The sequence below is a fragment of the Micromonospora sp. II genome (assembly GCF_001709195.1).
In the GTDB taxonomy this organism is placed as follows: Bacteria; Actinomycetota; Actinomycetes; order Mycobacteriales; family Micromonosporaceae; genus Micromonospora; species Micromonospora chalcea.
In genome coordinates this window covers 111,189-133,588 of the sequence record NZ_LYXF01000008.1, presented here as the reverse complement: position 1 = coordinate 133,588, position 22,400 = coordinate 111,189, and the positions used below count along the sequence as shown (strand labels likewise).

Genomic DNA, 22,400 nt, shown 5'->3' with positions numbered 1-22,400 from the left:
GAGGTGGTGAGCACCCCTCGCGAGCACCCCGACGGCCCGCCGCCGATCCTCGACCCCGGCCCGCCCCACAACGGCCGCCCCAGCCGCGGCCCGGACGGGCGGTTCCGCCAGCCCCGGCCCCCGGAGGAGCGCCTCGGCGCCGACCCGGACGCGGCCGGCGCCACCGGGCTGGACGAGCCGCTCGACCCGGTCGAGGGCCCGGACGAGACCGGCCCGGACGAGACCGGCCCGGACGCCGGGTCGCCACCGGCGCAGCCGCTGCCGGAGGACCGCTTCCTCAACCGGGAGCTGTCCTGGCTCGACTTCAACGCCCGGGTGCTGGCGCTCGCCGAGGACCCGCGCACCCCGCTGCTGGAACGGGCGAAGTTCCTGGCCATCTTCGCCAGCAACCTGGACGAGTTCTACATGGTCCGGGTGGCCGGGTTGAAGCGCCGCCTCTCCGCCGGCCTGCCGGTACGCGGTGGCGACCGGCTGCCGCTGCGCACCCAGCTCGAACTCGTCACCGAGAAGGCCGCCGGCCTGGTCGCCCGGCACGCCGCCTGCCTGGTCGACGACGTGCTGCCGAAGCTCGCCGCCGAGGACATCCGCATCCTGCGCTGGAGCGACCTGGACGACGCCGAGCGGGAGCGGCTGCGCACCTGGTTCCGGGAGCACATCTTCCCGGTGCTCACCCCGCTGGCGGTCGACCCGGCGCACCCGTTCCCGTACATCTCCGGCCGGTCGCTGAACCTGGCCGTCTCGGTACGCGACCCGGACGGCGGCTCGGAGCTGTTCGCCCGGGTCAAGGTGCCGAACAACGTGCCCCGGTTCGTCCGGGTCCACCGGGAGCAGCCGGGCGTGCGGTTCCTGCCGGTGGAGGACCTCATCTCGGTGCACCTCGGCCAGCTCTTCTCCGGCATGCAGGTGGTCGAGTGCCACCTGTTCCGGGTGACCCGCAACGCCGAGGTCGAGGTGGACGAGGACCGCGACGAGGACCTGCTCCAGGCGCTGGAACGGGAACTGGCCCGGCGCCGGTTCGGTCCGCCGGTACGCCTGGAGGTGGCCGCGTCCATCTCCGACCACATGCTGGAGCTGCTCGTCCGCGAGCTGGACATGGACGACCACGACGTGCTGCGGGTACGCGGGCTGCTCGACCTGTCCGCGCTGTGGCAGGTCTACGGCGAGGCGGACCGGCCCGACCTGAAGGACCCGTCGTTCGTGCCGGCCACCCATCCGCGCCTGGCCGAGGGCGAGGTGCCGCGCAGCGTCTTCGCCACGCTGCGCGACGGCGACGTGCTGGTGCACCACCCGTACCACTCGTTCGCCACCAGCGTGCAGCGCTTCGTCGAGCAGGCCGCGGCCGACCCGAACGTGCTCGCCATCAAGCAGACGCTCTACCGCACCAGCGGCGACTCCCCGATCGTGGACGCGCTGGTCGACGCGGCCGCCGCCGGCAAGCAGGTGGTGGTGCTGGTGGAGCTGAAGGCGCGCTTCGACGAGGTGGCGAACATCGGCTGGGCGCGCACGCTGGAACGGGCCGGCTGCCACGTGGTGTACGGCCTGGTGGGCCTCAAGACGCACTGCAAGACCGCGCTCGTGGTACGCCAGGAGGGCAACCAGATCCGCCGGTACTGCCACATCGGCACCGGCAACTACCACCCGAAGACGGCAAGGCTCTACGAGGACTTCGGCATGCTCACCGCCGACCCGGAGATCGGCGCCGACCTGACCGACCTGTTCAACGTGCTCACCGGCTACAGCCGGCAGACCGCGTACCGGCGGCTGCTGGTGGCGCCGCAGGGCATCCGCAGCGGCCTGATCGAGCGCATCGACAGGGAGATCGAGCACGTCCGGCTGGGCATGCCGGGGCTGGTGCAGTTCAAGGTGAACTCCCTGGTGGACGAGGAGATCACCGACGCGCTCTACCGGGCGTCGCGGGCCGGCGTGCACGTGGACCTGCTGATCCGGGGCATGTGCACGCTGCGGCCGGGCGTGCCGGGGCTGTCGGAGAACATCCGGGTCCGCTCGATTCTCGGCCGGTTCCTGGAGCACTCCCGGATCTTCCGGTTCGGCAACAACGGCGACGCCGAGTTCTGGATGGGCTCGGCCGACCTGATGCACCGCAACCTGGACCGCCGGGTCGAGGCGCTGGTGCAGGTGAGCGATCCGGTGGCCCGCGCCGAGCTGGACCACGTCCTCACCGCCGCGTTCGACCCCGACGTGGACGCGTTCGAGCTGGCCGCCGACGGCACCTGGCACCGGCGTACCGGCGACGGCGACACGCCGCTGACCCACCTGCAGGACCTGTTGCTGCGCCGGGTCGGCGGCCGGGCGGACTGAGCGGGCCGTGGCGCGTGCCGGGCGGGCATACGGTGAGCGGGTGAGCGACGACGAGCCGGTACGGATCCGGGCCGCGGGCGGCGTGGTGTGGCGCCCGGGCCCGGCCGGCGTCGAGGTCTGCCTCGTGCACCGCCCCCGGTACGGCGACTGGTCGTTGCCGAAGGGCAAGCTGGACCGCGGCGAGCATCCGCTGGTCGCCGCCGTCCGTGAGGTCGCCGAGGAGACCGACGTACGCGCGGTGCCGCAGGTGCGCCTGCCCACCGTCCGCTACCGCAGCGAGGATCACGCCAAGGCGGTCGACTACTGGTCCATGCGGGCGGCCGGCGCCGGCGGCTTCCAGCCCGGCACCGAGGTCGACGACGTGGCCTGGTTCCCGGTCGACGACGCGGTACGCCGGGTCAGCTACCCGCACGACGCCGAGGTGATCGCCGCGTTCGCGGCGCTGCCGCCGGTCACCGCGACCGTGCTGCTGGTGCGGCACGCCAGCGCCGGCAAGCGCGGCACCTGGACCGGCCCGGACCACGGGCGCCCGCTGGACGACGACGGGCAGGCCCAGGCGCTGGCGCTGGTGCCGCTCGTGGCCCTGGTCCGCCCGGCCCGCCTGTGCTCCGCCTCGGCGCGCCGCTGCGTGCAGACGCTGAGTCCGGCCGCGGCCCGGCTGGACCTGCCGATCGAGGTGTGCGGCGACTTCGACGAGCCGGAGCCGGGCCAGCAGGCCGAGGAGTGCGCGCTCGCCGCCGCGGCCCGCCTGGTCGCGCTGGCGCAGGCCGCCGGGACGGTGGCGGTGTGCAGCCAGGGCAAGGTGATCCCGGGCGCGCTGGAACGGCTCACCGGCCGCGTGGACGAGGACTTCACCACCGCCAAGGGCGGTGGCTGGCTGCTGCCGTTCGCCGGTGACCGGCTGGTCCTCCCGGACCGGCTGTGAGGCGGCTCAGGGCAGCGTGACGGTGAGCGTCACCGGGAGGTGGTCGCTGGCCTCGGTACGCGGCGCGCGTACCTCGGTGGCGGTCAGGCCCGGGGAGACGAAGACGTGGTCGATCTGGGTGCGCGGGTCGTCGGCCGGGCTGGTCCGCAACGGCCGGGCCGGGGCCAGCGCGTCCACCAGCCCGGCGCCGGTGAACTCGGCGAACGCCGGGTCGGCCGGCTCGGTGTTCAGGTCGCCACCGAGCACCAGCGGACGGCCGGCGGCGTACCGGCCGGCGAACTCGGCCACCTCGCGGGCCTGCTCCACCGGATCCCGGCCGGGCGGCGGTTGCAGGTGCGTGGCCACGACTGCCAGCTCGCGACCACCGAGGTCGAGCGTGACGCCGAGGGCCTGCGCACCGGTCGGCGCGCTGTGCGCGGTCAGCCGCCGCGTCTGCCCGGAGCGCGCCGGGAACCGGCTGAGCACCGCGTCGCCCCAGACCGGGTCGGCGGCGGGCGCGAAGACGTACGGCATCTCCAGCCGCCGGGCCAGCAACGCCAGCGTGTCGTGGCCGCCGTTGAGCCACCAGCCCCGGTCCACCTCGCTGAGCAGCACGATGTCCGCGCCGCGCAGCTCCCGGGCCAGCGCGTCGAGGTCCAGCCGGCCGTCCAGGCCGAACCCCATCCGGATGTTGTACGCGGCCACCCGTACCGCCGCCGGCGCGGCCGTGGCCCGGGCCGGCGCGGGCGGTACGTGCAGCACGGCGGCGAGCCCGGCCAGCGCGGTGAGCGCGGCCAGGGCCGCGACCCGGACCGTGGTCGGCAGCACCGGGCCGGGTGCGGCTGCGCCGGGCGCCGTCGGGTCGGGTGCCGTCGGTGCGGGCCGGAGAGGCGCGGTAGCCGCCACCAGAGCCACCAGGACGGCCGTGGCGACCGGCGCCCAGCCGTTGGGGTACCCCAGGTCGTAGGCGGCGTAGTAGGCCACCGTGGCCACCGCGAACACCAGCATCCCGAGCGCCGCCGCCCGCCCGCGTCGCGCCCCCGCCCGTCCGTCGTCGCCCGGCCCGGCCGCGTCGTCGGCGGCTGCGGGCCCGTCGCCGGTCGTGTCGGTGAGGGCCAGGCAGCCGCCGAGACCGGCGGCGGTGAGCAGGTACGCCGGAACGAGATGCCCGGTCACGAACAGCACCGACCCGGCGAGCAACGCCAGTGGCCACAGCACCCGCGCCACGCGCGCCGGTGCCCGGAACAACGCCGCCGCGAGGAACAGCAGCACCGCGAGCGCGCCCGGCAGGGCACCGCTGCCGGGACGGGCGAGGCCGGGGAAGTCAGGCGATCCGGTGCCGGCGGCGGCGCTCCAGAGCGCCGGGGCGAGCGCCACCTGACCGGCCAGCAGCAGCGCCGGCCCGCACAGCAGCCAGGCCCGGCGTCCCGGAACGCGGATACGCCGCCCGGTTGTGCCGTGGCCCGCGCCCGTCGGGGACGGCCCCGCCGCCGACGTGTCCGCCCGCTCCCGCCGTACCGCCACCGAGGCGGCCAGGAACGCCGGCACCAGCAGGGCGCTCAGGCTCCAGGCAAGCACACCGCCGCGCCACACCAGGTCCTCGGTGCCGAGCAGGGCGTGCCCGACCGCGTTCCCGGCCATGCCCAGCGCCAGCCCGGCCACCGGCCGGGGCACGGACGCGGCGGTGGCGGCGAGCCAGACCAGGCCGGCGAGCAGCCCGGCGCAGGCCAGCCAGAGCTGGGCCGGACCACCGGGTTGCGCGGTGAGCGCCAGCCGCGCCGCCGCCAGCACAACGGCGGCGACGAGTCCGACCGGGGCGGCGCCGGTGCGGCGTACGAGCGCAGGCGCGGCGAGCGCGAGCAGGAACCAGCCGAGCGCGAACGCGCCGAGCAGCTCGGCCGGTGTCTCGGCGGCCCGCCCGAAGAGGGTGATGACCGACGGGAGCCAGACCCGCAGCACGTCCAGCAGGACCGCGATACCGAGCGCGAGCGTGAGGGTGGAGAGGTGACGGTGCCGCACGGGCGCCTCTTCTCGTGACCGACGGGGGTTTTCGGCACGGCGATTCTGCGGGGCGCGACGGCGGGCGGTCAACGGCGTACCCATGCGAAAGGGCGCCCACCGGCAACGGTGGGCGCCCTTTCGTGGGCCGTCCGGTCAGCGCCGGGTGGCGGCCTTCTTGGCCGGTGCCTTCTTCGCGGGCGCCTTCTTGGCCGCCGTGGTCTTCTTGGCCGTGGCGGACTTCGCCGCGGTCGTCTTCTTGGCGGTGGTGGTCTTCTTCGCCGCGGTGGACTTCGCCGCGGTCGTCTTCTTCGCCGCCGTGGTCTTGGTCGCGGCGGCCTTCTTCGCCGGCGCGGCCTTCTTGGTAGCGGTGGTCTTGGTGGCCTTCGCCGCCGTGGTCTTCTTCGCGGCCGCGGTGGTCTTCGCCGCTGTGGTCTTCTTCGCGGCGCCGGTGGTCTTCTTCGCGGCGGCGGTGTCCTTCGGCACCTTGCCGCTGGCCACCATCTCCTTGAAGCCCGCGCCCGCCCGGAACGTCGGGACGGAGGTCTTCTTGACCTTCACCGCCTCGCCGGTACGCGGATTGCGCGCTGTTCGGGCTCCCCGGACGCGCTTCTCGAACGCTCCGAAACCGGTGATCGCCACCTTCTCGCCCTTGGTGACCGCCGCCTGGACCTCAGCGAGAACCGCGTCGAGCGCGGCCGTCGCCGTCTTCCGGTCCCCCAGGCGAACGGCGAGCGCCTCGATGAGCTCGGCCTTGTTCACGACTTCCTCCCGATTGTGCAACTGACTCGACGCGAGCCATTCTGCGCGCACGTTATGCCCTGTGCTGCCTGGACACAAACATTCGGTGGAAAAAAGCCCTTGTGTCGTAACGGATTCGCCCCCACCGGGCGCACCGGTGGGGGCGAATTCGGGCCGGAGTCAGGCTACCGAGGGCAGGAACGACGGCCGGGACGCCTCGTACGAGGCGATCTCCGCCTCGTGCCGGAGGGTGAGTCCAATGTCGTCCAAGCCCTCCATCAGCCGCCAGCGGCTGTGGTCGTCCAGCGGGAACGCCCAGGTGGCGTCACCGGCGTGGACCTGGCGGGCGGCGAGGTCGACAGTGATCGGCGTGGTCGGCTCGGATTCCACGAGATCCCACAGTTCTTCCACGGCTTTCAATTCCAGCTCGACCGGAAGGAGGCCTTCCTTGAGCGCGTTGCCGCGGAAGATGTCGCCGAAGCGGGGCGAGATGACGGCCCGGAAGCCCCAGTCCCGCAGCGCCCAGACGGCGTGCTCCCGGGATGATCCGGTGCCGAACTCGGGGCCGGCGATCAGAATCGACGCACCCGAATGGACGGGATCGTTGAGGACGAATGACGGGTCCTCCCGCCACGCGTTGAACAGACCGTCGGCAAATCCGGTCCGGGTCACCCGCTTGAGGTACACGGCGGGGATGATCTGGTCGGTGTCCACGTTGGATCGGCGCAGCGGCACGGCGGTGCCGGTGTGGGTGGTGAACTTGTCCATCTCTCGGCTGCCCTTCTACAGGTCGGCGGGGGCGGCCAGCCGGCCGACCACGGCGGTGGCGGCGGCGACCGGCGGGGACACCAGGTGGGTACGCCCGCCCCGGCCCTGGCGGCCCTCGAAGTTGCGGTTGGAGGTCGAGGCGGAACGCTCACCCGGCTTCAGCGTGTCCGGGTTCATGCCCAGGCACATGGAGCAGCCGGCGAAACGCCACTCGGCGCCGGCCTCGGTGAAGACCTTGTCCAGCCCTTCGATCTCGGCCGCCTCGCGGACCGCGGCCGAGCCGGGGACCACGAGCATGCGTACGCCGTCGGCGACGCGGTGCCCGCGCAGCACGTCGGCGGCGGCACGCAGGTCCTCCAGGCGGCCGTTGGTGCAGGAGCCGACGAAGACCACGTCCACGGCCAGGTCACGCATCGGCGTGCCCGGGGTGAGGTCCATGTACTCCAGCGCGCGCCGGGCGGCGACCCGCTCCGGCTCGGTGACGAAGTCCTCCGGGGCCGGCACCGTCGCGCCCAGCGGCACACCCTGCCCGGGGTTGGTGCCCCAGGTGACGAACGGCGTGATCCGGCTCGCGTCGAGCGTGACCTCGGTGTCGAACGTCGCGCCGTCGTCGGTGGGCAGCGTCCGCCAGTACTCCAGCGCCGCGTCCCAGGCGTCGCCCTGGGGCGCGTTGGGCCGCCCCTTCAGGTACGCGAACGTGGTCTCGTCCGGCGCGATCATGCCGGCCTTGGCGCCCCACTCGATGGACATGTTGGCGATGGTCATCCGCCCCTCCATGGAGAGGTCGCGGATCGCCTCGCCCCGGTACTCGACGATGTGACCGCGACCGCCGCCGGTGCCGACCTGCGCGATCAGCGCGAGCACCAGGTCCTTGGCGGTGACGCCGGGCGCCAGCTCGCCGACCACGTTCACGGCCATGGTCTTCGGCCGGGCCTGCGGCAGCGTCTGCGTGGCCAGCACGTGTTCGACCTCACTGGTGCCGATGCCGAACGCGAGCGCGCCGAACGCGCCGTGGGTGGCGGTGTGCGAGTCGCCGCACACGATCGTCATGCCGGGCTGGGTGAGGCCAAGCTGCGGGCCGATGACATGCACGATGCCCTGGTTCTCGTCGCCCAGCGCGTGCAGGCGGACGCCGAACTCGGCACAGTTGCGACGCAGCGTCTCGATCTGGGTGCGGGAGGTGGGGTCCGCGATCGTGAGCAGGTCGCCGCGCCGGAGGCGGAACGCCGGGTCGTCGTACCCGGTCGGGGTGTTGTGGTCCTCCGTCGCGATCGTCAGGTCGGTACGGCGGACCCCGCGCCCGGCCAGACGCAGCCCGTCGAACGCCTGCGGGCTGGTCACCTCGTGCAGCAGGTGCAGGTCGATGAAGAGCAGGTCCGGCTCGCCGTCGGCGGAGCGGACCACGTGTGCGTCCCAGACCTTCTCGGCCAGGGTCCTCGGTTGAGTGACTCCCACCATCTGGACATCCTAAATTCTGGGAGGTAAATTTCGGCTTGTGGGACACAGTATGAGCGGTGTCGGCGTTCTCGACAAGGCGGTGGTCATCCTGGCCGCCTGTGTCGACGGCGCCAGCCTGGCCGAACTCGTTGAACGCACCAAGCTGCCCCGGGCCACCGCGCACCGGCTGGCACAGGCGCTGGAGATCCACCGGATGCTCGTCCGGGACACCCAGGGGCGCTGGCGCCCGGGTCCACGCCTGGGCGAGCTGGCGAACGCGGCCCCGGACGTGCTCCTGACCGCCGCCGAGCCGCTGCTCGCCGCGCTACGGGACGCCACCGGCGAAAGCGCCCAGCTCTACCTGCGGCGCGCCGACGAGCGGATCTGCGTGGCCGCCGCCGAGCGTGCCAGCGGCCTGCGGGACACCGTCCCGGTCGGCTCGGTGCTGCCGATGACCGCCGGGTCGGCGGCGCAGATCCTGCTCGCCTGGGAGCCGCCGGAGGCGGTCATGCCGCTGCTCCCCCGCTCCAAGTTCACCGGCCGCACGCTGGCCGAGGTGCGGCGGCGCGGCTGGGCCCAGAGCGTCGCGGAGCGGGAGGCGGGTGTGGCGAGCGTCTCGGCGCCGATCCGGGACCGCACCGGCCGGGTGATCGCCGCGATCAGCATCTCCGGCCCGATCGAGCGCCTCGGCCGCCGCCCCGGAGAACGCCACGCCATGGCCGTCGTCCGAGCCGGCCAGCGCCTCTCCGGCCTCTGACCCACCCACCCCCACCCCCCTCTCGCGTTGATCATGAAGTTGGCGGCATTTTTGATCTCCCAGACTGCCGCTAACTTCATGATCAACGGGGTGGGGCGGGGAATGCGAACGGCCCGCCTCGCGTAGCGAGACGGGCCGTTCGGTGACGTAGCCCCGACCGGATTCGAACCGGCGCTACCGCCTTGAGAGGGCGGCGTCCTGGGCCGCTAGACGACGGGGCCAGGCACTTTTCCTGCTTCGCCGCCCTGCCGGGTGGCGTGGCAGTAGTCTAGCGGCATCGCGTCCGGCACCGCGCCGCGGGGGTCACCCCCACCGCACGCGGAAAACGTTGCCCGGACAGCAGAAAGCCCGCCCCGGGGAAACGGGACGGGCTGTCGGTGCTGTAGCCCCGACCGGATTCGAACCGGCGCTACCGCCTTGAGAGGGCGGCGTCCTGGGCCGCTAGACGACGGGGCCAGAACCTTCATTGCACTCCGCCAGCGTGACCTGCCGGAATCCAGCGTCCGCGAGCTCTTGCGAACCCGCGGCTGCGCTGGGGTACCAGGACTCGAACCTAGACTAACTGAACCAGAATCAGTCGGGCTGCCAATTACCCCATACCCCATTGGCCCCTTGCGGCGCCGGGAATGAACTTTACCCTCCCGGTGCCGACAGGCCAAATCCAACCCCTCGAAACCCACCTGACCAGCGGAAACGAGGCATCGGAGCGAATCAGGCGACAGGGACCACCGGGTTGCTGAGCTCCCCGATCCCCTGGATCCGCACGGTGACCGTATCCCCCTCGGTGAGCGGACTAACCCCCGCCGGCGTGCCGGTCAGGACCACGTCGCCGGGCAGCAGCGTCATCACGTGCGAGATGTACGACACCAGGCCCGGTACGTCGAACACCATGTCCTTGGTCCGGCCGAGCTGGCGTACCTCCATCTCCTCCGGGTTGCGGCCCACCTCACACCGGATCTCCAGGTCGCTCACGTCGAGCCCGGTGGTGATCCACGGCCCGATCGGGCAGAACGAGTCGAAGCCCTTGGCGCGGGTCCACTGGCCGTCGGAGCGCTGGAGGTCCCGCGCGGTGACGTCGTTGGCGCAGGTGTAGCCGAAGATGGCCCGCTCGGCGGCGGCCCGGTCGGCCCGGCGGGCGCCCGGAGCGCCGATCACCACGGCGAGTTCCGCCTCGTGCTCGACCTGCTTGGAGAAGATCGGCAGCCGGATCGCGTCGCGCGGACCGATGACCGACGTGGACGGCTTGAGGAAGAGCAGCGGCTCCTTCGGCACCTCGCTGCCGTGTTCGGCGGCGTGCTCGGCGTAGTTGCGGCCGACGCAGACCACCTTGCTGGGCAGGATCGGCGACAGCAGCCGGACGTCGGAGAGCGCCCAGCGGGCGCCGGAGAACTGGATCTGCCCGAACGGGTGGCCCTCGATCTCGGCGATGGTCAGGCCCTGCGGCCCGGCCTCCGGCTCGCCCTCGACGACCCCGAACGACATTCCCTTGGCATGAGCGAAACGAGCGATACGCACCCGGCCAATCTATCCCCGCCCGCGCGTCGCCCGTCGGACACCGGCAGGCAGCGCGCCCGGGCGGCCCGCGCCGCACCCCTCGCCGCCCGCCGGCGCCGGGACCGGCGAGAGAGCGACAGGGTACGCCGGATCGCGCCGGACGGGGCGGGAATGGCGGCTTCGTACCCGCCCGGCGGGGCCCGGCCCATAGCTTCGGTTCCGGAGGTTCGTTGGTATGCCTGCATCGAGACGACACCACAAGGCCCTGGCAGTGTTCGTGAACTGCCTCGGCGTCATCGCCGCCGTACCGGCGCTGTCCCCGGCGACGCCCCGCGCGGCCGAAACCCCCGCCCGACCGGCTCCACCGCCGGCCGCCGTCCCGGTCGCCCTGCCCGGCGCGGGGGCGACCCCGATCCCGACCGGCGTGCCGGCGGTCCCGCCGGCGGTGCCGACCACCGGCCCGGCGCCGGTCCGCCCGTCGATGCCGCCGGTGAGCGTGGCGGTCGGCGCGGCGGGCACTCCGGCGCCGGGTTACCGGATCGAGGTCCGCAACGCCGGCACGGCGCCGGTCGACACGATGGTGCGGCAGGAGCTGCCGAGCGGGTCGCGGGCCACCACGGTGACCGGCGGCGGGCGGACCACCCGGCCCGCCGGGTCCAGCGCCGGGGAGGTGACGTGGCGGCTGCGCCTGCCGGCGAAGAGCACCACCACGTTGCACACCGCGCTGTCGGTTCCCGGCCCGGGCCGGTCGGTGACCGCGCCCACCTGCGTCTACGGCACCGACGGCACGCGCCCGTACGACTGCGCCACGGCGACCTGGGTGGGCGCCGCGACGGCCCCGGCGGCGCAGGTGACGGCCGCCCCCGCCTGGCGGCGGCCACCGGTGCTGCTTGCCGCGTTCACCGCGTTGCTGGTGGTGACCGCGGGCGTGCTGTGGTGGGCCCTGTGGCGCCGCCGCCGGCGCACGGCCGCGACGGCGGGCACCGGCCTGTCCGGAGGCGGGGCGATGTCCGCCGGTGCCGGCGCGCCGGGAAGCGGCGTCCCGGGGCAGGGCAGCCCGGCCGAACGGGGCACGGTCTATCCGCGTACTGCGGTGCCGGCGCCCGCGAGCCGCCGTCGCCGGCCGCCGGTCTGGCTGGTGGTGGGCGTGGCGGCGGCGGTGCTGGCCGGGGTGGTCGGCGCGGCGGCCTGGTCGGCCACGCAGCGGGTGGCGGCGATGGACACCACCAAGCAGCCGACGAGCGGCGCGTGGGTGGGCAGCAGCGTCACCGGCGCGTTGGGCCAGCCGCTGCGGGAGACCGCGTTCGAGTTCACCGTCTACCGGGTGAGCTGCGGCGCGGACGTCCTGCCGGCGGCGCCCGGCGGCGGACGCCCCTGTCTGGCCACGGTCGGGGTGCGCAACGTCACGAACGAGGACCAGACCTGGCACGGGCAGTTGCAGCGCGCGTACCTGCCGAGCGGGAACTGGGTGGCCGCCGACGAGGACGCGACCCGGGTGGCGAACCTGGGCCGGGACGTGTTCTCCCAGCCGGTGGCCGCCGGGCGGCGGGTGCTGCTGCCGCTGGTGTTCACCATGCGCGGCGACGAGCCGCCGAAGCGGCTGGAGCTGCGCAGCGGCGTCTTCTCCGCGGGCGTGCGGGTGGACGTGCCGTGACCCGGCGACGGGCGGCGGTCGTACCCTGGGGTGCGTGACCGCCGCCCTCGCCCCCGCGCTCGACGTCGCCGACTGGCAGGCGCGCCGGGCCGCCCACGAGCAGCGGGTGGACGCCTGGCTGACGCCGCATCTCGGCCGCCGCCGGGCGGGCGTGAAGCATCCGGTGGAGGACTTCCTCTTCACCTACTACTCGCACCGGCCGGCCCAGGAGCAGGTACGGCACAACTCCTGGCCGCTGCGGCTGAGCCCGGCGGCGACGGCGGCGGTGGCCGAGGAGCGCGGCGTGCGGTGCAGCCACTTCGAGTGGGGGGTATGCAAGCGGCACGAAGCGGACAACAAGGGTCCGAGCCGTTGACCAGCATCCCCGCCGCGAGCTGGCTTCCCCTCTTCGAAGCTCACGAGAAGCGTGCCGACTCACTTACCGCAGGCCACCGTGCCCGCAGGGCCACGAGGGAGCGCCACGCGATCGATGACTTCTTGTACGACTACTACGGCACCCGACCCTCTGTGCTCCGACGCTGGCACCCGGGCGTGGGCATCTCCTTGGAGCCCGGACCGAACGGCCCCGCCCCACACCGACAGTGGCGTTGGTACGGCACCGACGCAGACGGAGTCGTGAGCTTCGACGTCACAGCCTTCCTCGCCGACCGAGCTGAGTCGGTGCGCTTCATCCACCGGCTGTTGTCCGCGATCGCGTCGCGACCAGCCTTCACTGGCTGCTTCGGCCTGCATGAGTGGGCGATGGTGTACCGCCAACGTGAACATCGGCATCCACTCCCCCTGCGACTTGGGCAAGAGGGAACTGACGCGGTAGTCGAGTCTCACCAGATCCGCTGCACGCACTTCGATGCGTTCCGGTTCTTCACCCCTGACGCAGTCAGCCTCAACCGGCTCCAACCAACGAGGGAGAGCCAGGTAGAGCTTGACCAGCCAGGCTGCTTACATGCCTCGATGGACTGCCACAAGTGGGCAACCAAGCTGGGCCCTGCGGTGCCGGGGGATCTGGCGCTCGACTGTTTCGAGCTGGCGAGGGACATCCGGCTACTCGACATGCAGGCGTCCCCGTACGACTTCTCCTCCTACGGGGAACCGGCGGTGGCCATCGAGACACCCGAGGGCAAGGCCGAGTACGTCGCTCGTCAACGCGCGTTCTCGCAGCGCGCGGGCCGGCTACGTGCCCGGTTGATCGATGTGTGTGCGGCGCTGCTTGAGGGAGCGGAGCCACCGGCAAGGGTGGGGCATGACCCCCTGAGACACCCTCTCCGCACCGCTACGTCATAGCATCCGCCATCTTGCCCCGGTTCTTGGGATGCAGGGGCACTGACGCGAAGCGTCCGCGCCACAGGATCACTGCGCTCCCTGGTGTTCATGCGTCGGCGGAGAACCCGAAGATCAGGAATCTCTACAAGTGGGCGTACAAGCTGTCGCCGCTGGTCTGCTCGGAACTCGTGGCCGACTGCTTCGAGCTGGCCCGGGAGATCCGGACGCTGGACATGCGCGCCAGCCCGTACGACCTGGCCGCCCTGGGCTACCCGCCGGTGCCGGTGGAGACGCCGGAGGGCCGGGCCGAGTACGCCGCCGCGCAGCGCGGGTTCGCCGAGCGTGCCGCCGGGTTGCGCGCCCGGCTGCTGGCCGCGCTGGACCGGGCGGTGCCGGCCGACCACCGCTGAGCGGGGCCGGCCGGCACGCGACGGTCAGCTCGGCGCGCAGGTCAGCGCCGGGCTCGGCGCGGTTCCCTCGGCCAGGAACCCGAACGTGGTCTGGGCGGCCGGGGCCAGCGCGCCGTTCCAGCTCGCGTTCCGGGCGGTCACAGTGGTTCCGCTCTGCGTCACGTCGGCGCTCCACGCCTGGCTGACCCGCTGTCCGCCGGCGAGCGGGAAGCGCACGGTCCAGCCGGCGATCGGCGCGGCGCCGTCGTTGCGCACTGTCACCTCCCCCTGGAAGCCGCCCGGCCACTGACCGGCGAGGCGCCAGGTGGCGGTGCAGCCGCCGGGCGCCGACGTCGGGCTCGCGGTGGGCGACGGGCTGGTCGTCGGTGACGGGCTGAGCGTGGGCGACGGCGTGGGGCTGACGGTCGGGGACGTGGTCGGGCCGGGCGTGGCGCGGCCGAGCGCGGCGACCAGCGCCGGGTACCACCTGTCGGACATCTTCTGGTCCCCGGCCGCGTTCGGGTGCACCCCGTCGTAGGTGTCGGTGGCGGTGCTGAACCCGGTCCACTGGTCGACCACCACGATCGGGGAGGCGGCCGTGGTCTTCCCGGCCGCCCAGCCGTCGATGAGCGAGTTGAGCGCCACGGTCCGCTGGCCGCACTCCGGGCAGCTCGCCGGGTTCATCGGGATGATCTTCGCGACCAGCACGGTCGTGGCCGGGTTGGCGGCCCGCATCTGGTCCACCAGCTTCGAGTACGCGGCGAGGATCGTGGCGGGCGCGATGTTGCTCCACACGTCGTTGGTGCCGAAGTGCATTAGCACGACGTCCGGGCGGGTGGCGGCGAGCCAGCCGGGCAGCAGGTTCTGGTTGGCCACGTTCGTCGCGAGGTAGCCGCCGTGGCCCTCGTTGTCGCCGTCGTAGGGCACGCCGCAGCCCTGCGGCCCGAGCGTGCCGACGAAGTCGACGTCGGTGTGGCCGGTGGACTGGAGGCGGTTCCAGAGCAGGGCGCGCCAGCAGCCGGGCGACCCGGTGATGGAGTCGCCCAGTGGCATGACGCGGACCGGCGTGGCCGCCGCGGCGGCCGGGGGTGTGGTGGCGGTGAGGGCGAGGCCGAGAGCGAGGACCGGTAGCAGCGCGGCGAGCGCGGTCAGCGCGGCGCGTACGGGGTTTCGGGACATGCGGAAGGGACTCCTGTCACTGTGACGTGGTGGTCGGTGACGGCCCTGAAGCTCCCGTACGCATTGAAGCGCTTCGACGCCTCCGGCTCAACCCTCCGGGTGCCCCCGGTGCCGGTTCCACTCCGGAGCGAGGATCGACATGACAGTGGCGTCCACCCAGCCGTCGCCGTCGCGCAGCACCTGCCGCAGCGTCCCCTCGGCGACGAAGCCCACCTTCTCGTAGGCGCGCCGGGCACGCGGGTTGAACGCGAACACCTCCAGGCCGATGCGGTGCAGGCCGAGCTGCTCGAAGCCGTACCCGACGATCAGCCGCACCGCCTCGGTGCCGAGGCCGCGGTCGCGGCCGCCGGGACCGATCAGCGTGCGGAAGTTGCAGCTCGCGTTGGCCCGGTCCCACTCGTTGAGGACCACCTCGCCGACGCAGGCGCCGCCGGCCCGGTCCACCACCGCGAGGTCGAGCCGGTCGTCCTGGCTGTTGCGGGTGCCGTACCAGGCGCGCAACCGGGCCGGTTCGAACGTCTCGCCGGCCGGGCTGCCGGTCAGCCGGACCACCTCCGGGTCGGCCAGGATCTCCGCGAGCGCCGGCAGGTCGTCGTCGTGGAACGGGCGCAGCGCCACACGCTCGCCGGTGAGCGTGGGCTTGACGGAGAAGTCGATCACGGGGCGGAATTCTCCGGTCGGCGCGCCGGGCGGTTCAACCGTTTTTCGGTCAGTCGCCGTCCACCCGGCGGTCGCGTTTGCGCTGGGACTGGCGCTTCTTCTCGGCCAGCCGGCGCTCCTTGGCGCCACGGGAGGGGCGGGTCGGGCGGCGCGCCTTCGGCGGCGGGGCGACGGCCTCGCGCAGCAGCGCCGCCATCCGTTCCCGGGCCGCTTCCCGGTTGGCCAGTTGCGCGCGGTGCTCACTGGCGGTCACGGTCAGCACGCCGTCGACCAGGCGTCCGGCGAGCCGGGTCAGCGCCCGTTCCCGGAGCGTCTCCGGCACACTCGGCGAGCGGCCCAGGTCGAAGCTCAGCTCCACCCGCGAGTCGGTGGTGTTCACCCCCTGGCCGCCGGGCCCGGACGACCGGGAGAACCGTTCCCGCAGCTCGACTGCGGGCACCACGAGCCGATCGGTCACCCGCAGTCCGTCGTCCACTCCCCGAGGCTAGCGCCCGGCGCGGTGACTCGGGGTGGGGGTGGCGCTCGGGGTGGGACCGGCCCGTTCCTCGCCGCCGCCGGAGGCCGCGTACGCGGCCGCGCCGACCAGCAGCAGGGCGATCACCGCGAGCTTGACGACCACGCCGCGAATCGCGAGCCAGGCGTTGCGGCGGGCGCCCGGCACGCTGGTCCGGATCGTCTGGTAGTCGGTCCAGCCGCGTTTCGCACGCGCGTAGGACGCGCCGACACCGGCGCCGATGATCAGGCCCATCACGAGGAGGGCCGCAATGACAGCTTGCTCCACCTCCGCCAGTATCCATACTCAGCGTAATATTTCTATGCCCCAATGATCCCACGCCGGATATCCGACAGTTCGCACCGATCTTGCAGTGCTTGTGCAGGTCAGCGCCGCGCGAAGCGCCGAGGCGACCCGCGCGGGAGACCGCGCCCGGTGACTCAGCCGCCCCGGCCGATGATGGTGTCGGCGGTCTGCTGGACCTGGTCGATCGGGATGGCGAAGCCGATGCCGATCGACCCGTTGCCGTCGATGGTGGCGATGGCGGTGTTCACGCCGACCACCTCACCGCGCGCGTTCACCAGCGGCCCGCCCGAGTTGCCCGGGTTGATGGAGGCGTCGGTCTGCACCGCCGTGTGCCGGCCGTTGCCGATCCGCACCTGCCGGTTGAGCGCGCTGACGATACCGGCGGTGACGGTCCCGGCGAGCCCGAGCGGCGACCCGACCGCGAGCACCGGCTCCCCCACCCGGGTCGAGTTCGCCTTGGCCAGCGGCAGCGGCGGCAGCCCGGCGGACGCGGGCACCTTGAGCACGGCCAGGTCGCTGGCGGGTTCCCGGCCCACCACCTCGGCCGGGAAGCGACGCCCGTCCGAGGTCTCCACAGTCACCGCGCCCGAGCCGCCGCGGGCCAGGATGTGGTCGTTGGTGACGATGTGCTGCTCGTTGTCGATGGCGAATCCGGAGCCGGACGCGGACGCGCCGGATCGACCCCCGACCATCACCGAGACCACGCCGGGCACCGTCTTGCCGGCGGCGGTGACCAGTTCCGCGGGCACCGGCGCGGCGGACGCCGCGCTCGGCCCCGGCGAGCCCTGGTCGGCCGCCCAGGTGCCGGCCACCGCGCCGGAGACGGTGGAGAGCGCCACCACCGCCGCCACGCTCAGCAGCCGGTGCCGCAGGCTGCGCCGTCCGGCCTCCGGCCCGCCCCCGGGTACGTCCCGGTGGCCGCGCCCGTCCGGGTCCAGCTCCGGCGAGACGAACCACGGTCCGCGTGGCTCGCCGAGTCCGGTCTGCACTGCCATGCCTGGCTCCTCACATGTCGTGCGGTAGTGGTGTGCGGGTCAGGGCAGCCGGGAGAACCACCGCAGCGAGCCGGCGGCGGCGCCCATCGCCAGGACCAGCCCGAGGCCGATGAAGCGGGCCGAGATGTCCTGCCGTTCGGTGCGGTAGCCGACGGAGGTGCCGATGTCCTCGTAGACGTCCTTCAGCTCGGCGGTGGTGGACGCCTCGTGGAATCCGCCACCGGTCTGCTCGGCGACCGCCCGCAGCGTCTGCCCGTCCACCGGCACCTGGATCGCCCGGCCGCCCCGGTCGACCGATCCCCCGGGCGTGCCGAAGGAGATCGTGTGCACCGGGACCTTGGCGGCGACGGCCTGGTCGGCGGCCTCGATCGGGTCCATCCCGGAGGTGTTCGCGCCGTCGGAGAGGATGATGATCCGGGCCGGCGGCGGGTCCTTCGCGGCAGTCGCGTCAAGGCTCTTTACCGCGCCGAGCGAGGTGCTGATCGCCTCGCCGATCGCGGTGCCCTGCACGCCGGTGATGCCCTCGGCCAGCCGCCCGATGCCGTCGTGCAGCGCCTCCCGGTCGGTGCTCGGCGGCACCAGCACCGCGGCGCTGCCGGCGAACGCGACGAGGCCAACGTTGAACTCGTCGGGCAGCCCGTCGACGAACCGCCGGCCGGCGTCCTTGGCCGCTGTCAACCGGTCCGGGTCCACGTCACCGGCGAGCATCGAGGTGGAGACGTCGACAGCCACCATCACGGTGGCCCGTTCCCGGGGGACCCGCACCTCCGCCTCGGGGCGGGCGAACCCGACCACGAGCAGCGCCAGCATGGCCAGGAACAGGCCCGCCGGCACGTGCCGGCGCCAGGCCGGGCGGCGCGGGGCGACCCGGTCCAGCAGGCGCAGGTTGGTGAAACGCACCGCGTACCGGCTCTGCCGCCGTTGCAGCACCAGGTAGCCGGCGACCAGCGCGAGGACGGCGAGCAGCAGCCAGAGGCGGGCTGGTGACTGCCAGGTCATGCGACACCTCCGCGGGCGGCGGCCGGCACGGTGGCCAGCCGGCGCTGCTCGTGCACGTGCCGCACCACGTCCGCGCACCAGTCCCGGTCGGTGCGCAGTGCCATGTGGGTGGCGCCGGCCCGGCGCAGCGTGTGGCGTACCTGCTCGCGCTGCTCGGCGGCGGCGCGCGCGTACCGCTCGCGCAGGTCCGGGTCGCCGGTCCACACCTCGCGGTGCCGGCCGCTCTCCGGGTCGACGAGCGTGATCAGCCCGACGTCGGGCAGTTCCAGCTCGCGCGGGTCGGTCACCTCGACCGCGAGCACCTGATGACGGACCGCGAGGCGGCGCAGCGCCGCGGCCCACGGCGGGGGCGCGGCGTCCGGGTCGTCGGGCAGTTCGTCGAGGAAGTCGGAGACGATCACCACGAGCCCGCGCCGGGTGGCGACACGCTGCAGGCCGTCCAGGCCGTCGGCCAGGCCCGGCCCCGCGGCGGGCGGGCGTGCGCCGGCCGCGCCCGCGCCGTCCGGGTCCCGCCGGTCGTCGGTACGCGGGGCGCCGAGCAGCGCGCGGAGCAGCCCGAGCAGATGGGTACGCCCGCTGCGGGCCGGGAATCGGCGCAGCCCGTCGGGCGTGAGCACCTGCGCGCCGAGCCGGTTGCCGACTCCGGCGGTGAGGAAGCCGATCGCTGCGACAGCGGCCACCGCCAGCTCCCGTTTGTCCAGCGTGGAGGTGCCGTACTCCATGCTGGGGCTGGCGTCGACGAGCAGCCAGGTGGTCAGTTCCCGGTCCGCGTCGACCTGGCGGACGTGCGGCACCGTGGTCCGGGCGGTGACCGCCCAGTCCATCCGGCGTACCTCGTCCTCGCCGGGGCGGTACTCCCGGCTGCCGGCGGCCTCGCTGCCCGGCCCGGGCAGCAGGCCCCGGTACCGGCCGTGCAGCAGGCCGTCGAGCCGCCGGGTCACCGTCAGCTCCAGCCGGCGCAGCCGCTGGTCGGGCGCGAGGTCGGTCAGCCCGGGCTCGGCCGCGCCGGTCATGCCGCCGCCAGGTCCGGCGCCGCCTCGGTGGGCCCGTTCACCAGCCGGGGTGGTGGCACCGCCTCGATCACCCGGCGCACCACGTCCTCGCCGGAGATCCCGTCGGCGACCGCGTCGAAGGTGAGCACGAGCCGGTGCGCCAGCACGTCCACCGCCAGGTCCCGGATGTCCTCGGGGAGGACGTAGTCGCGGCCGTGGATGAGCGCCTGCGCGCGGGCGGCGGCCACCAGGCCGAGCGTGGCCCGGGGGCTGGCCCCGTACGCCAGCAGCGGCGCGATGTCGGGCAGGCCGAAGCGTTGCGGGTCGCGGGTGGCGAGGATGAGGCGGACCACGTACTCGGCGAGCGCGTGGTGGACGAAGACGTCGGTGGCGCGGCGCTGGAGTTCCCGCAGCCGGATCGGGTCGAGCACGGTGCTCGCGGTGGGGCGCTCGGTGCTCATCCGGTAGAGGATGGCCAGCTCGTCGGCGTCGCTCGGGTAGTCGACCACGACCTTCATGAGGAAGCGGTCGCGTTGCGCCTCGGGGAGCTGGTAGACGCCCTCGGACTCGATCGGGTTCTGGGTGGCCAGGACCAGGAACGGCTCCGGCACCGGCCAGCTCCGCCCGCCGATCGAGACCTGCCGCTCGGCCATTGCCTCCAGCAGGGCCGACTGCACCTTGGCCGGGGCCCGGTTGATCTCGTCGGCGAGCACGAGGTTCGCCATGATCGGTCCCAGCTCCACGTCGAACTGCTCGGTCGAGGCGCGGTAGATGCGGGTGCCGACGATGTCGGAGGGCACCAGGTCGGGCGTGAACTGGATCCGGGAGAAGGTGCCGCCGACGACTGTGGCGAGGGTCTGCGCCGCGAGCGTCTTGGCCACCCCCGGTACGCCCTCCAGCAGGCAGTGACCGTCGGCGATGAGGGCGGTGAGCAGGCGTTCGACGAGCCGATCCTGCCCGACGATCACGCGTTTGACCTCGGCGAGGGTCTGTTCCAGCTCGACGCCGCTCGCGTCGGCATCGACCGGGCTGGGCACGCTGGCCAGGGTGTCCGAGATGTCCGTCACGGTGCTTGCTTCCCGGGCCGGACCGGCGACAAACGTCGGATTATCGGACCCGGACCGGCAGTGGCCGAACCGGACGGGCAGCATCTCCCCGATCGGGCGGCAACGGCGCGAACCCCATCGGTCCGGGCGGGACCGGGACGGAACACGACACCGGCCCCCGCCGCAGCGGAGGCCGGTGCGCGGCCGGACGGGTCAGTTGGCGACCAGGATGTGGAACGGCCGGTCGGCGAAGCCGCCGGTGGAGTTGCGGGTCTGCACGAAGACCGCGTTGGGGGTCAGCGTGCGCGGCGCGGCCGAGATCTCGCCGCCCGGCGGCACGTTCGCCGAGTCGTTCGTGCCGATCGAGACGTGGTACGCCTTGGCGGACACGTCGTAGTCGAACAGCACCTGGTACTGCCCGGCGGACACGCCCGGGCCGGGTACGAACCGGAGCGAGGACACCACGTTGCCGGAGTGCTGCAGCAGCGTCCCGTTCGCCGACACGACCGCCCAGGCGACCTGACCGGGGGCCGGCGGGGCCAGCGTGGCCCGCATGGCGGCGCGGGCGGCCTGCCGCTCGGCGGCGGTCACCGGCGGCTGCGCGGTGCTGTGCCGGGCGCCGGGCTGGGGTCGCGCCTCCGCCTGGGCGGCCGCGGCGATCCCGCCACCGGCCAGGGTGAGGGACAGCGCGGCGAGCGCCACCACCGTCGCCTTTCGCTTGAAGAATGTGGCCATGAGTTCTCCCTTGGTTAAACCGTGGTGATACGGCGACTGCGCGCGTCAAATTGCGGATCATCGGGAATCCGCCCGGGGAGCGCACCGCTCGTGAGCTGGCCTTACTACAGAGAGTCGCGACGTCTCAACCAGGGGGAACGTAGCACCGGAAAACGCGGGCGGTCAATAGCTCATATTGCGTGTCCGACCGATCGAAAAAGTGCTCAGAAATTGCGGTCGAGCATTCACGAAATTGTTTCGCCGGGCATCGCGGCAGCGCGGACCCGGGTAGCCTGACGGCCATGATCACAGCTCCGGACCTGTCCCGGGGCGGCACCCGGGGCGGCCGCTGGGCCACCGCCGCGTGCTGGCTGGCAGCGGCGCCGGTCGCCGCCTGGGCGCTGGTACGCCTGGCCGGGCTGGAACGCGGTCCGCTGGTGCTGGCGATCGCCTTCACGCCGTACGTCGCCGCGCTGGCCCCGGTCGTGGCGGTGTCGGCGCTCGCCCTGCGGCGCCGGGCCCCGGCGGTGGTCGCGGCCCTCGCCGCGCTGTCGTTGATCGGCGCGGTGGCGCCCCGGGCGGTCCCCGACGCCCGTCCCCCGGCCGACGGGCCGACGCTGCGGCTGCTCACCGCCAACCTGCGCCTCGGCTCGGCCGACCCGGCGGGACTTGTCGACCTGGCCCGGGTCCGGCGGGTGGACGTGCTCACGGTGCAGGAGCTCACCCCGGCGCTCGCGGCCGAGCTGGACCGGCTCGGCCTGGCCACGCTGCTGCCCTACCGGTCGCTGAGCCCCGAGGTCGGCTCCACCGGCTCCGGCGTGTACGCCCGCCACCCGCTGCGCGACACCGGGCACCGCCGCAACAAGGGGTTCTTCTTCACCCAGGCGTACGCGACGGTGACGGTGCCGGGCGCGCCGCCGTTACGGGTGGAGTCGGCGCACCCGGCCGCGCCGTACGCGGTGGACGTGGTGCCGGACTGGTGGACCGACCAGCGCGCCCAGCCGCCGGCCACCCCGGACAGCGGGCTGAGCGTGCTGGCCGGGGACTTCAACGCGACGCTCGACCACGCGGCGCTGCGGGAGCTGATCGCCACCGGTTACACCGACGCGGCGGACGCGGCCGGGGCCGGGTTCGGCGGCACCTGGGGGCCGTACGACGGCGACCCGATCCCGCCGGTCACCATCGACCACGTCCTGGTGGACCGGCGCATCGCGGTGCGCGCCGCCGGCACCTTCCCGGTGCCGGGCAGCGACCACCGCGCGTTGCTGGCCGAGCTGCGCCTGCCGGCCGGGTGA

The 22,400-nt window shown here is 73.6% G+C and carries 21 protein-coding genes, 3 tRNA genes and 1 pseudogene; 8 read left to right on the top strand and 17 right to left on the bottom strand.

Annotated elements, in window-relative coordinates; all coding sequences use genetic code 11:
• Positions 1-6 precede the first annotated feature (6 nt).
• Both A8711_RS05500 and A8711_RS05495 read left to right on the top strand, forming a co-directional pair.
• A complete protein-coding gene (locus tag A8711_RS05500) occupies positions 7-2,319 on the top strand; it encodes an RNA degradosome polyphosphate kinase (RefSeq protein WP_069087650.1) in 2,313 nt (770 codons plus the stop codon).
• Positions 2,320-2,326: 7 nt separating this feature from the next.
• A complete protein-coding gene (locus A8711_RS05495; RefSeq protein ID WP_069087640.1) occupies positions 2,327-3,244 on the top strand; it encodes an NUDIX hydrolase in 918 nt (305 codons plus the stop codon).
• Positions 3,245-3,250: 6 nt separating this feature from the next.
• Here A8711_RS05495 and A8711_RS05490 read toward each other — a convergent pair whose 3' ends face one another.
• The 4 genes from A8711_RS05490 to leuC form a co-directional block, all read right to left on the bottom strand.
• A complete protein-coding gene (locus tag A8711_RS05490) occupies positions 3,251-5,242 on the bottom strand; it encodes an endonuclease/exonuclease/phosphatase family protein (RefSeq protein ID WP_069087639.1) in 1,992 nt (663 codons plus the stop codon).
• A gap of 135 nt (positions 5,243-5,377) precedes the next feature.
• Positions 5,378-5,983: an HU family DNA-binding protein gene (locus A8711_RS05485; RefSeq protein WP_030270029.1), complete on the bottom strand. Its 606-nt coding sequence runs from the start codon at positions 5,981-5,983 to the stop codon at positions 5,378-5,380.
• Positions 5,984-6,142: 159 nt separating this feature from the next.
• A complete protein-coding gene (gene leuD / locus A8711_RS05480; protein ID WP_043325965.1) occupies positions 6,143-6,730 on the bottom strand; it encodes a 3-isopropylmalate dehydratase small subunit in 588 nt (195 codons plus the stop codon).
• A gap of 15 nt (positions 6,731-6,745) precedes the next feature.
• Positions 6,746-8,188 (bottom strand): 3-isopropylmalate dehydratase large subunit, encoded by a 1,443-nt coding sequence (gene leuC, locus A8711_RS05475; protein WP_043325966.1) that lies wholly within the window; start codon positions 8,186-8,188, stop codon positions 6,746-6,748.
• A 49-nt stretch (positions 8,189-8,237) separates the two neighbouring features.
• Between leuC and A8711_RS05470 the strand changes: the two genes are divergently transcribed.
• Positions 8,238-8,924, top strand: a complete 687-nt coding sequence (locus A8711_RS05470) for an IclR family transcriptional regulator (protein WP_013284529.1) — start codon at positions 8,238-8,240, stop codon at positions 8,922-8,924.
• A 148-nt stretch (positions 8,925-9,072) separates the two neighbouring features.
• On the opposite strand, the gene A8711_RS05465 is transcribed toward A8711_RS05470, so the two are convergent.
• The 4 genes from A8711_RS05465 to A8711_RS05450 all read right to left on the bottom strand — a co-directional run bounded on the left by A8711_RS05465 (position 9,073) and on the right by A8711_RS05450 (position 10,439).
• A tRNA-Glu gene (locus A8711_RS05465) sits at positions 9,073-9,145 on the bottom strand.
• Between the two features lie 162 nt (positions 9,146-9,307).
• Positions 9,308-9,380 (bottom strand) — tRNA-Glu (locus tag A8711_RS05460).
• 76 nt (positions 9,381-9,456) lie between these two features.
• Positions 9,457-9,528: transfer RNA gene (locus A8711_RS05455), tRNA-Gln, on the bottom strand.
• A 107-nt stretch (positions 9,529-9,635) separates the two neighbouring features.
• Positions 9,636-10,439, bottom strand: coding sequence for a fumarylacetoacetate hydrolase family protein (locus A8711_RS05450; RefSeq protein WP_013284528.1), 804 nt, complete (start codon positions 10,437-10,439; stop codon positions 9,636-9,638).
• 214 nt (positions 10,440-10,653) lie between these two features.
• On the opposite strand from A8711_RS05450, the gene A8711_RS05445 reads away from it, so the two are divergent.
• From A8711_RS05445 to A8711_RS05430, 4 genes and pseudogenes are all read left to right on the top strand, one after another.
• Positions 10,654-12,072 carry a hypothetical protein gene (locus A8711_RS05445; protein ID WP_069087638.1) on the top strand — a complete coding sequence of 473 codons (1,419 nt, stop codon included), beginning with the start codon at positions 10,654-10,656 and terminating at the stop codon, positions 12,070-12,072.
• Positions 12,073-12,106: 34 nt separating this feature from the next.
• Entirely contained in the window at positions 12,107-12,427 is a 321-nt protein-coding gene (locus A8711_RS05440; protein ID WP_064447013.1) for a hypothetical protein, read from the top strand.
• On the top strand, positions 12,385-13,353 hold the full coding sequence (locus A8711_RS05435) for a hypothetical protein (protein WP_064447012.1): 969 nt from the start codon (positions 12,385-12,387) through the stop codon (positions 13,351-13,353). The genes A8711_RS05440 and A8711_RS05435 overlap by 43 nt, the downstream gene beginning before the upstream one ends.
• A gap of 116 nt (positions 13,354-13,469) precedes the next feature.
• Positions 13,470-13,742 (top strand): annotated as a pseudogene (locus A8711_RS05430) (3-methyladenine DNA glycosylase); the annotation flags it as partial.
• 24 nt (positions 13,743-13,766) lie between these two features.
• On the opposite strand, the gene A8711_RS05425 reads toward A8711_RS05430, so the two are convergent.
• The 9 genes from A8711_RS05425 to A8711_RS05385 all read right to left on the bottom strand — a co-directional run bounded on the left by A8711_RS05425 (position 13,767) and on the right by A8711_RS05385 (position 21,126).
• Positions 13,767-14,900: a cellulose binding domain-containing protein gene (locus A8711_RS05425; protein WP_064447009.1), complete on the bottom strand. Its 1,134-nt coding sequence runs from the start codon at positions 14,898-14,900 to the stop codon at positions 13,767-13,769.
• Between the two features lie 87 nt (positions 14,901-14,987).
• A complete protein-coding gene (locus A8711_RS05420) occupies positions 14,988-15,560 on the bottom strand; it encodes a GNAT family N-acetyltransferase (RefSeq protein ID WP_064447008.1) in 573 nt (190 codons plus the stop codon).
• Between the two features lie 49 nt (positions 15,561-15,609).
• Positions 15,610-16,035, bottom strand: coding sequence for an alternative ribosome rescue aminoacyl-tRNA hydrolase ArfB (arfB, locus tag A8711_RS05415; RefSeq protein WP_043325975.1), 426 nt, complete (start codon positions 16,033-16,035; stop codon positions 15,610-15,612).
• Between the two features lie 9 nt (positions 16,036-16,044).
• Positions 16,045-16,341, bottom strand: a complete 297-nt coding sequence (locus A8711_RS05410) for a hypothetical protein (protein WP_043325976.1) — start codon at positions 16,339-16,341, stop codon at positions 16,045-16,047.
• Between the two features lie 152 nt (positions 16,342-16,493).
• Positions 16,494-17,354, bottom strand: coding sequence for a S1C family serine protease (locus tag A8711_RS05405; RefSeq protein ID WP_064447007.1), 861 nt, complete (start codon positions 17,352-17,354; stop codon positions 16,494-16,496).
• Between the two features lie 39 nt (positions 17,355-17,393).
• The gene (locus A8711_RS05400) at positions 17,394-18,353 is read right to left on the bottom strand and encodes a VWA domain-containing protein (RefSeq protein ID WP_064447006.1); all 960 of its coding nucleotides are present in this window, start codon (positions 18,351-18,353) and stop codon (positions 17,394-17,396) included.
• Complete coding sequence (locus A8711_RS05395) at positions 18,350-19,366, bottom strand: DUF58 domain-containing protein (RefSeq protein ID WP_064447005.1); 1,017 nt, start codon at positions 19,364-19,366, stop codon at positions 18,350-18,352. Before A8711_RS05395 ends, A8711_RS05400 begins: the two co-directional genes overlap by 4 nt.
• On the bottom strand, positions 19,363-20,412 hold the full coding sequence (locus tag A8711_RS05390; RefSeq protein ID WP_043325980.1) for a MoxR family ATPase: 1,050 nt from the start codon (positions 20,410-20,412) through the stop codon (positions 19,363-19,365). Before A8711_RS05390 ends, A8711_RS05395 begins: the two co-directional genes overlap by 4 nt.
• A gap of 192 nt (positions 20,413-20,604) precedes the next feature.
• Complete coding sequence (locus A8711_RS05385) at positions 20,605-21,126, bottom strand: hypothetical protein (RefSeq protein ID WP_043325982.1); 522 nt, start codon at positions 21,124-21,126, stop codon at positions 20,605-20,607.
• 281 nt (positions 21,127-21,407) lie between these two features.
• Here A8711_RS05385 and A8711_RS05380 point away from each other — a divergent pair, with 281 nt between their 5' ends.
• Positions 21,408-22,400: an endonuclease/exonuclease/phosphatase family protein gene (locus A8711_RS05380; RefSeq protein ID WP_069087636.1), complete on the top strand. Its 993-nt coding sequence runs from the start codon at positions 21,408-21,410 to the stop codon at positions 22,398-22,400.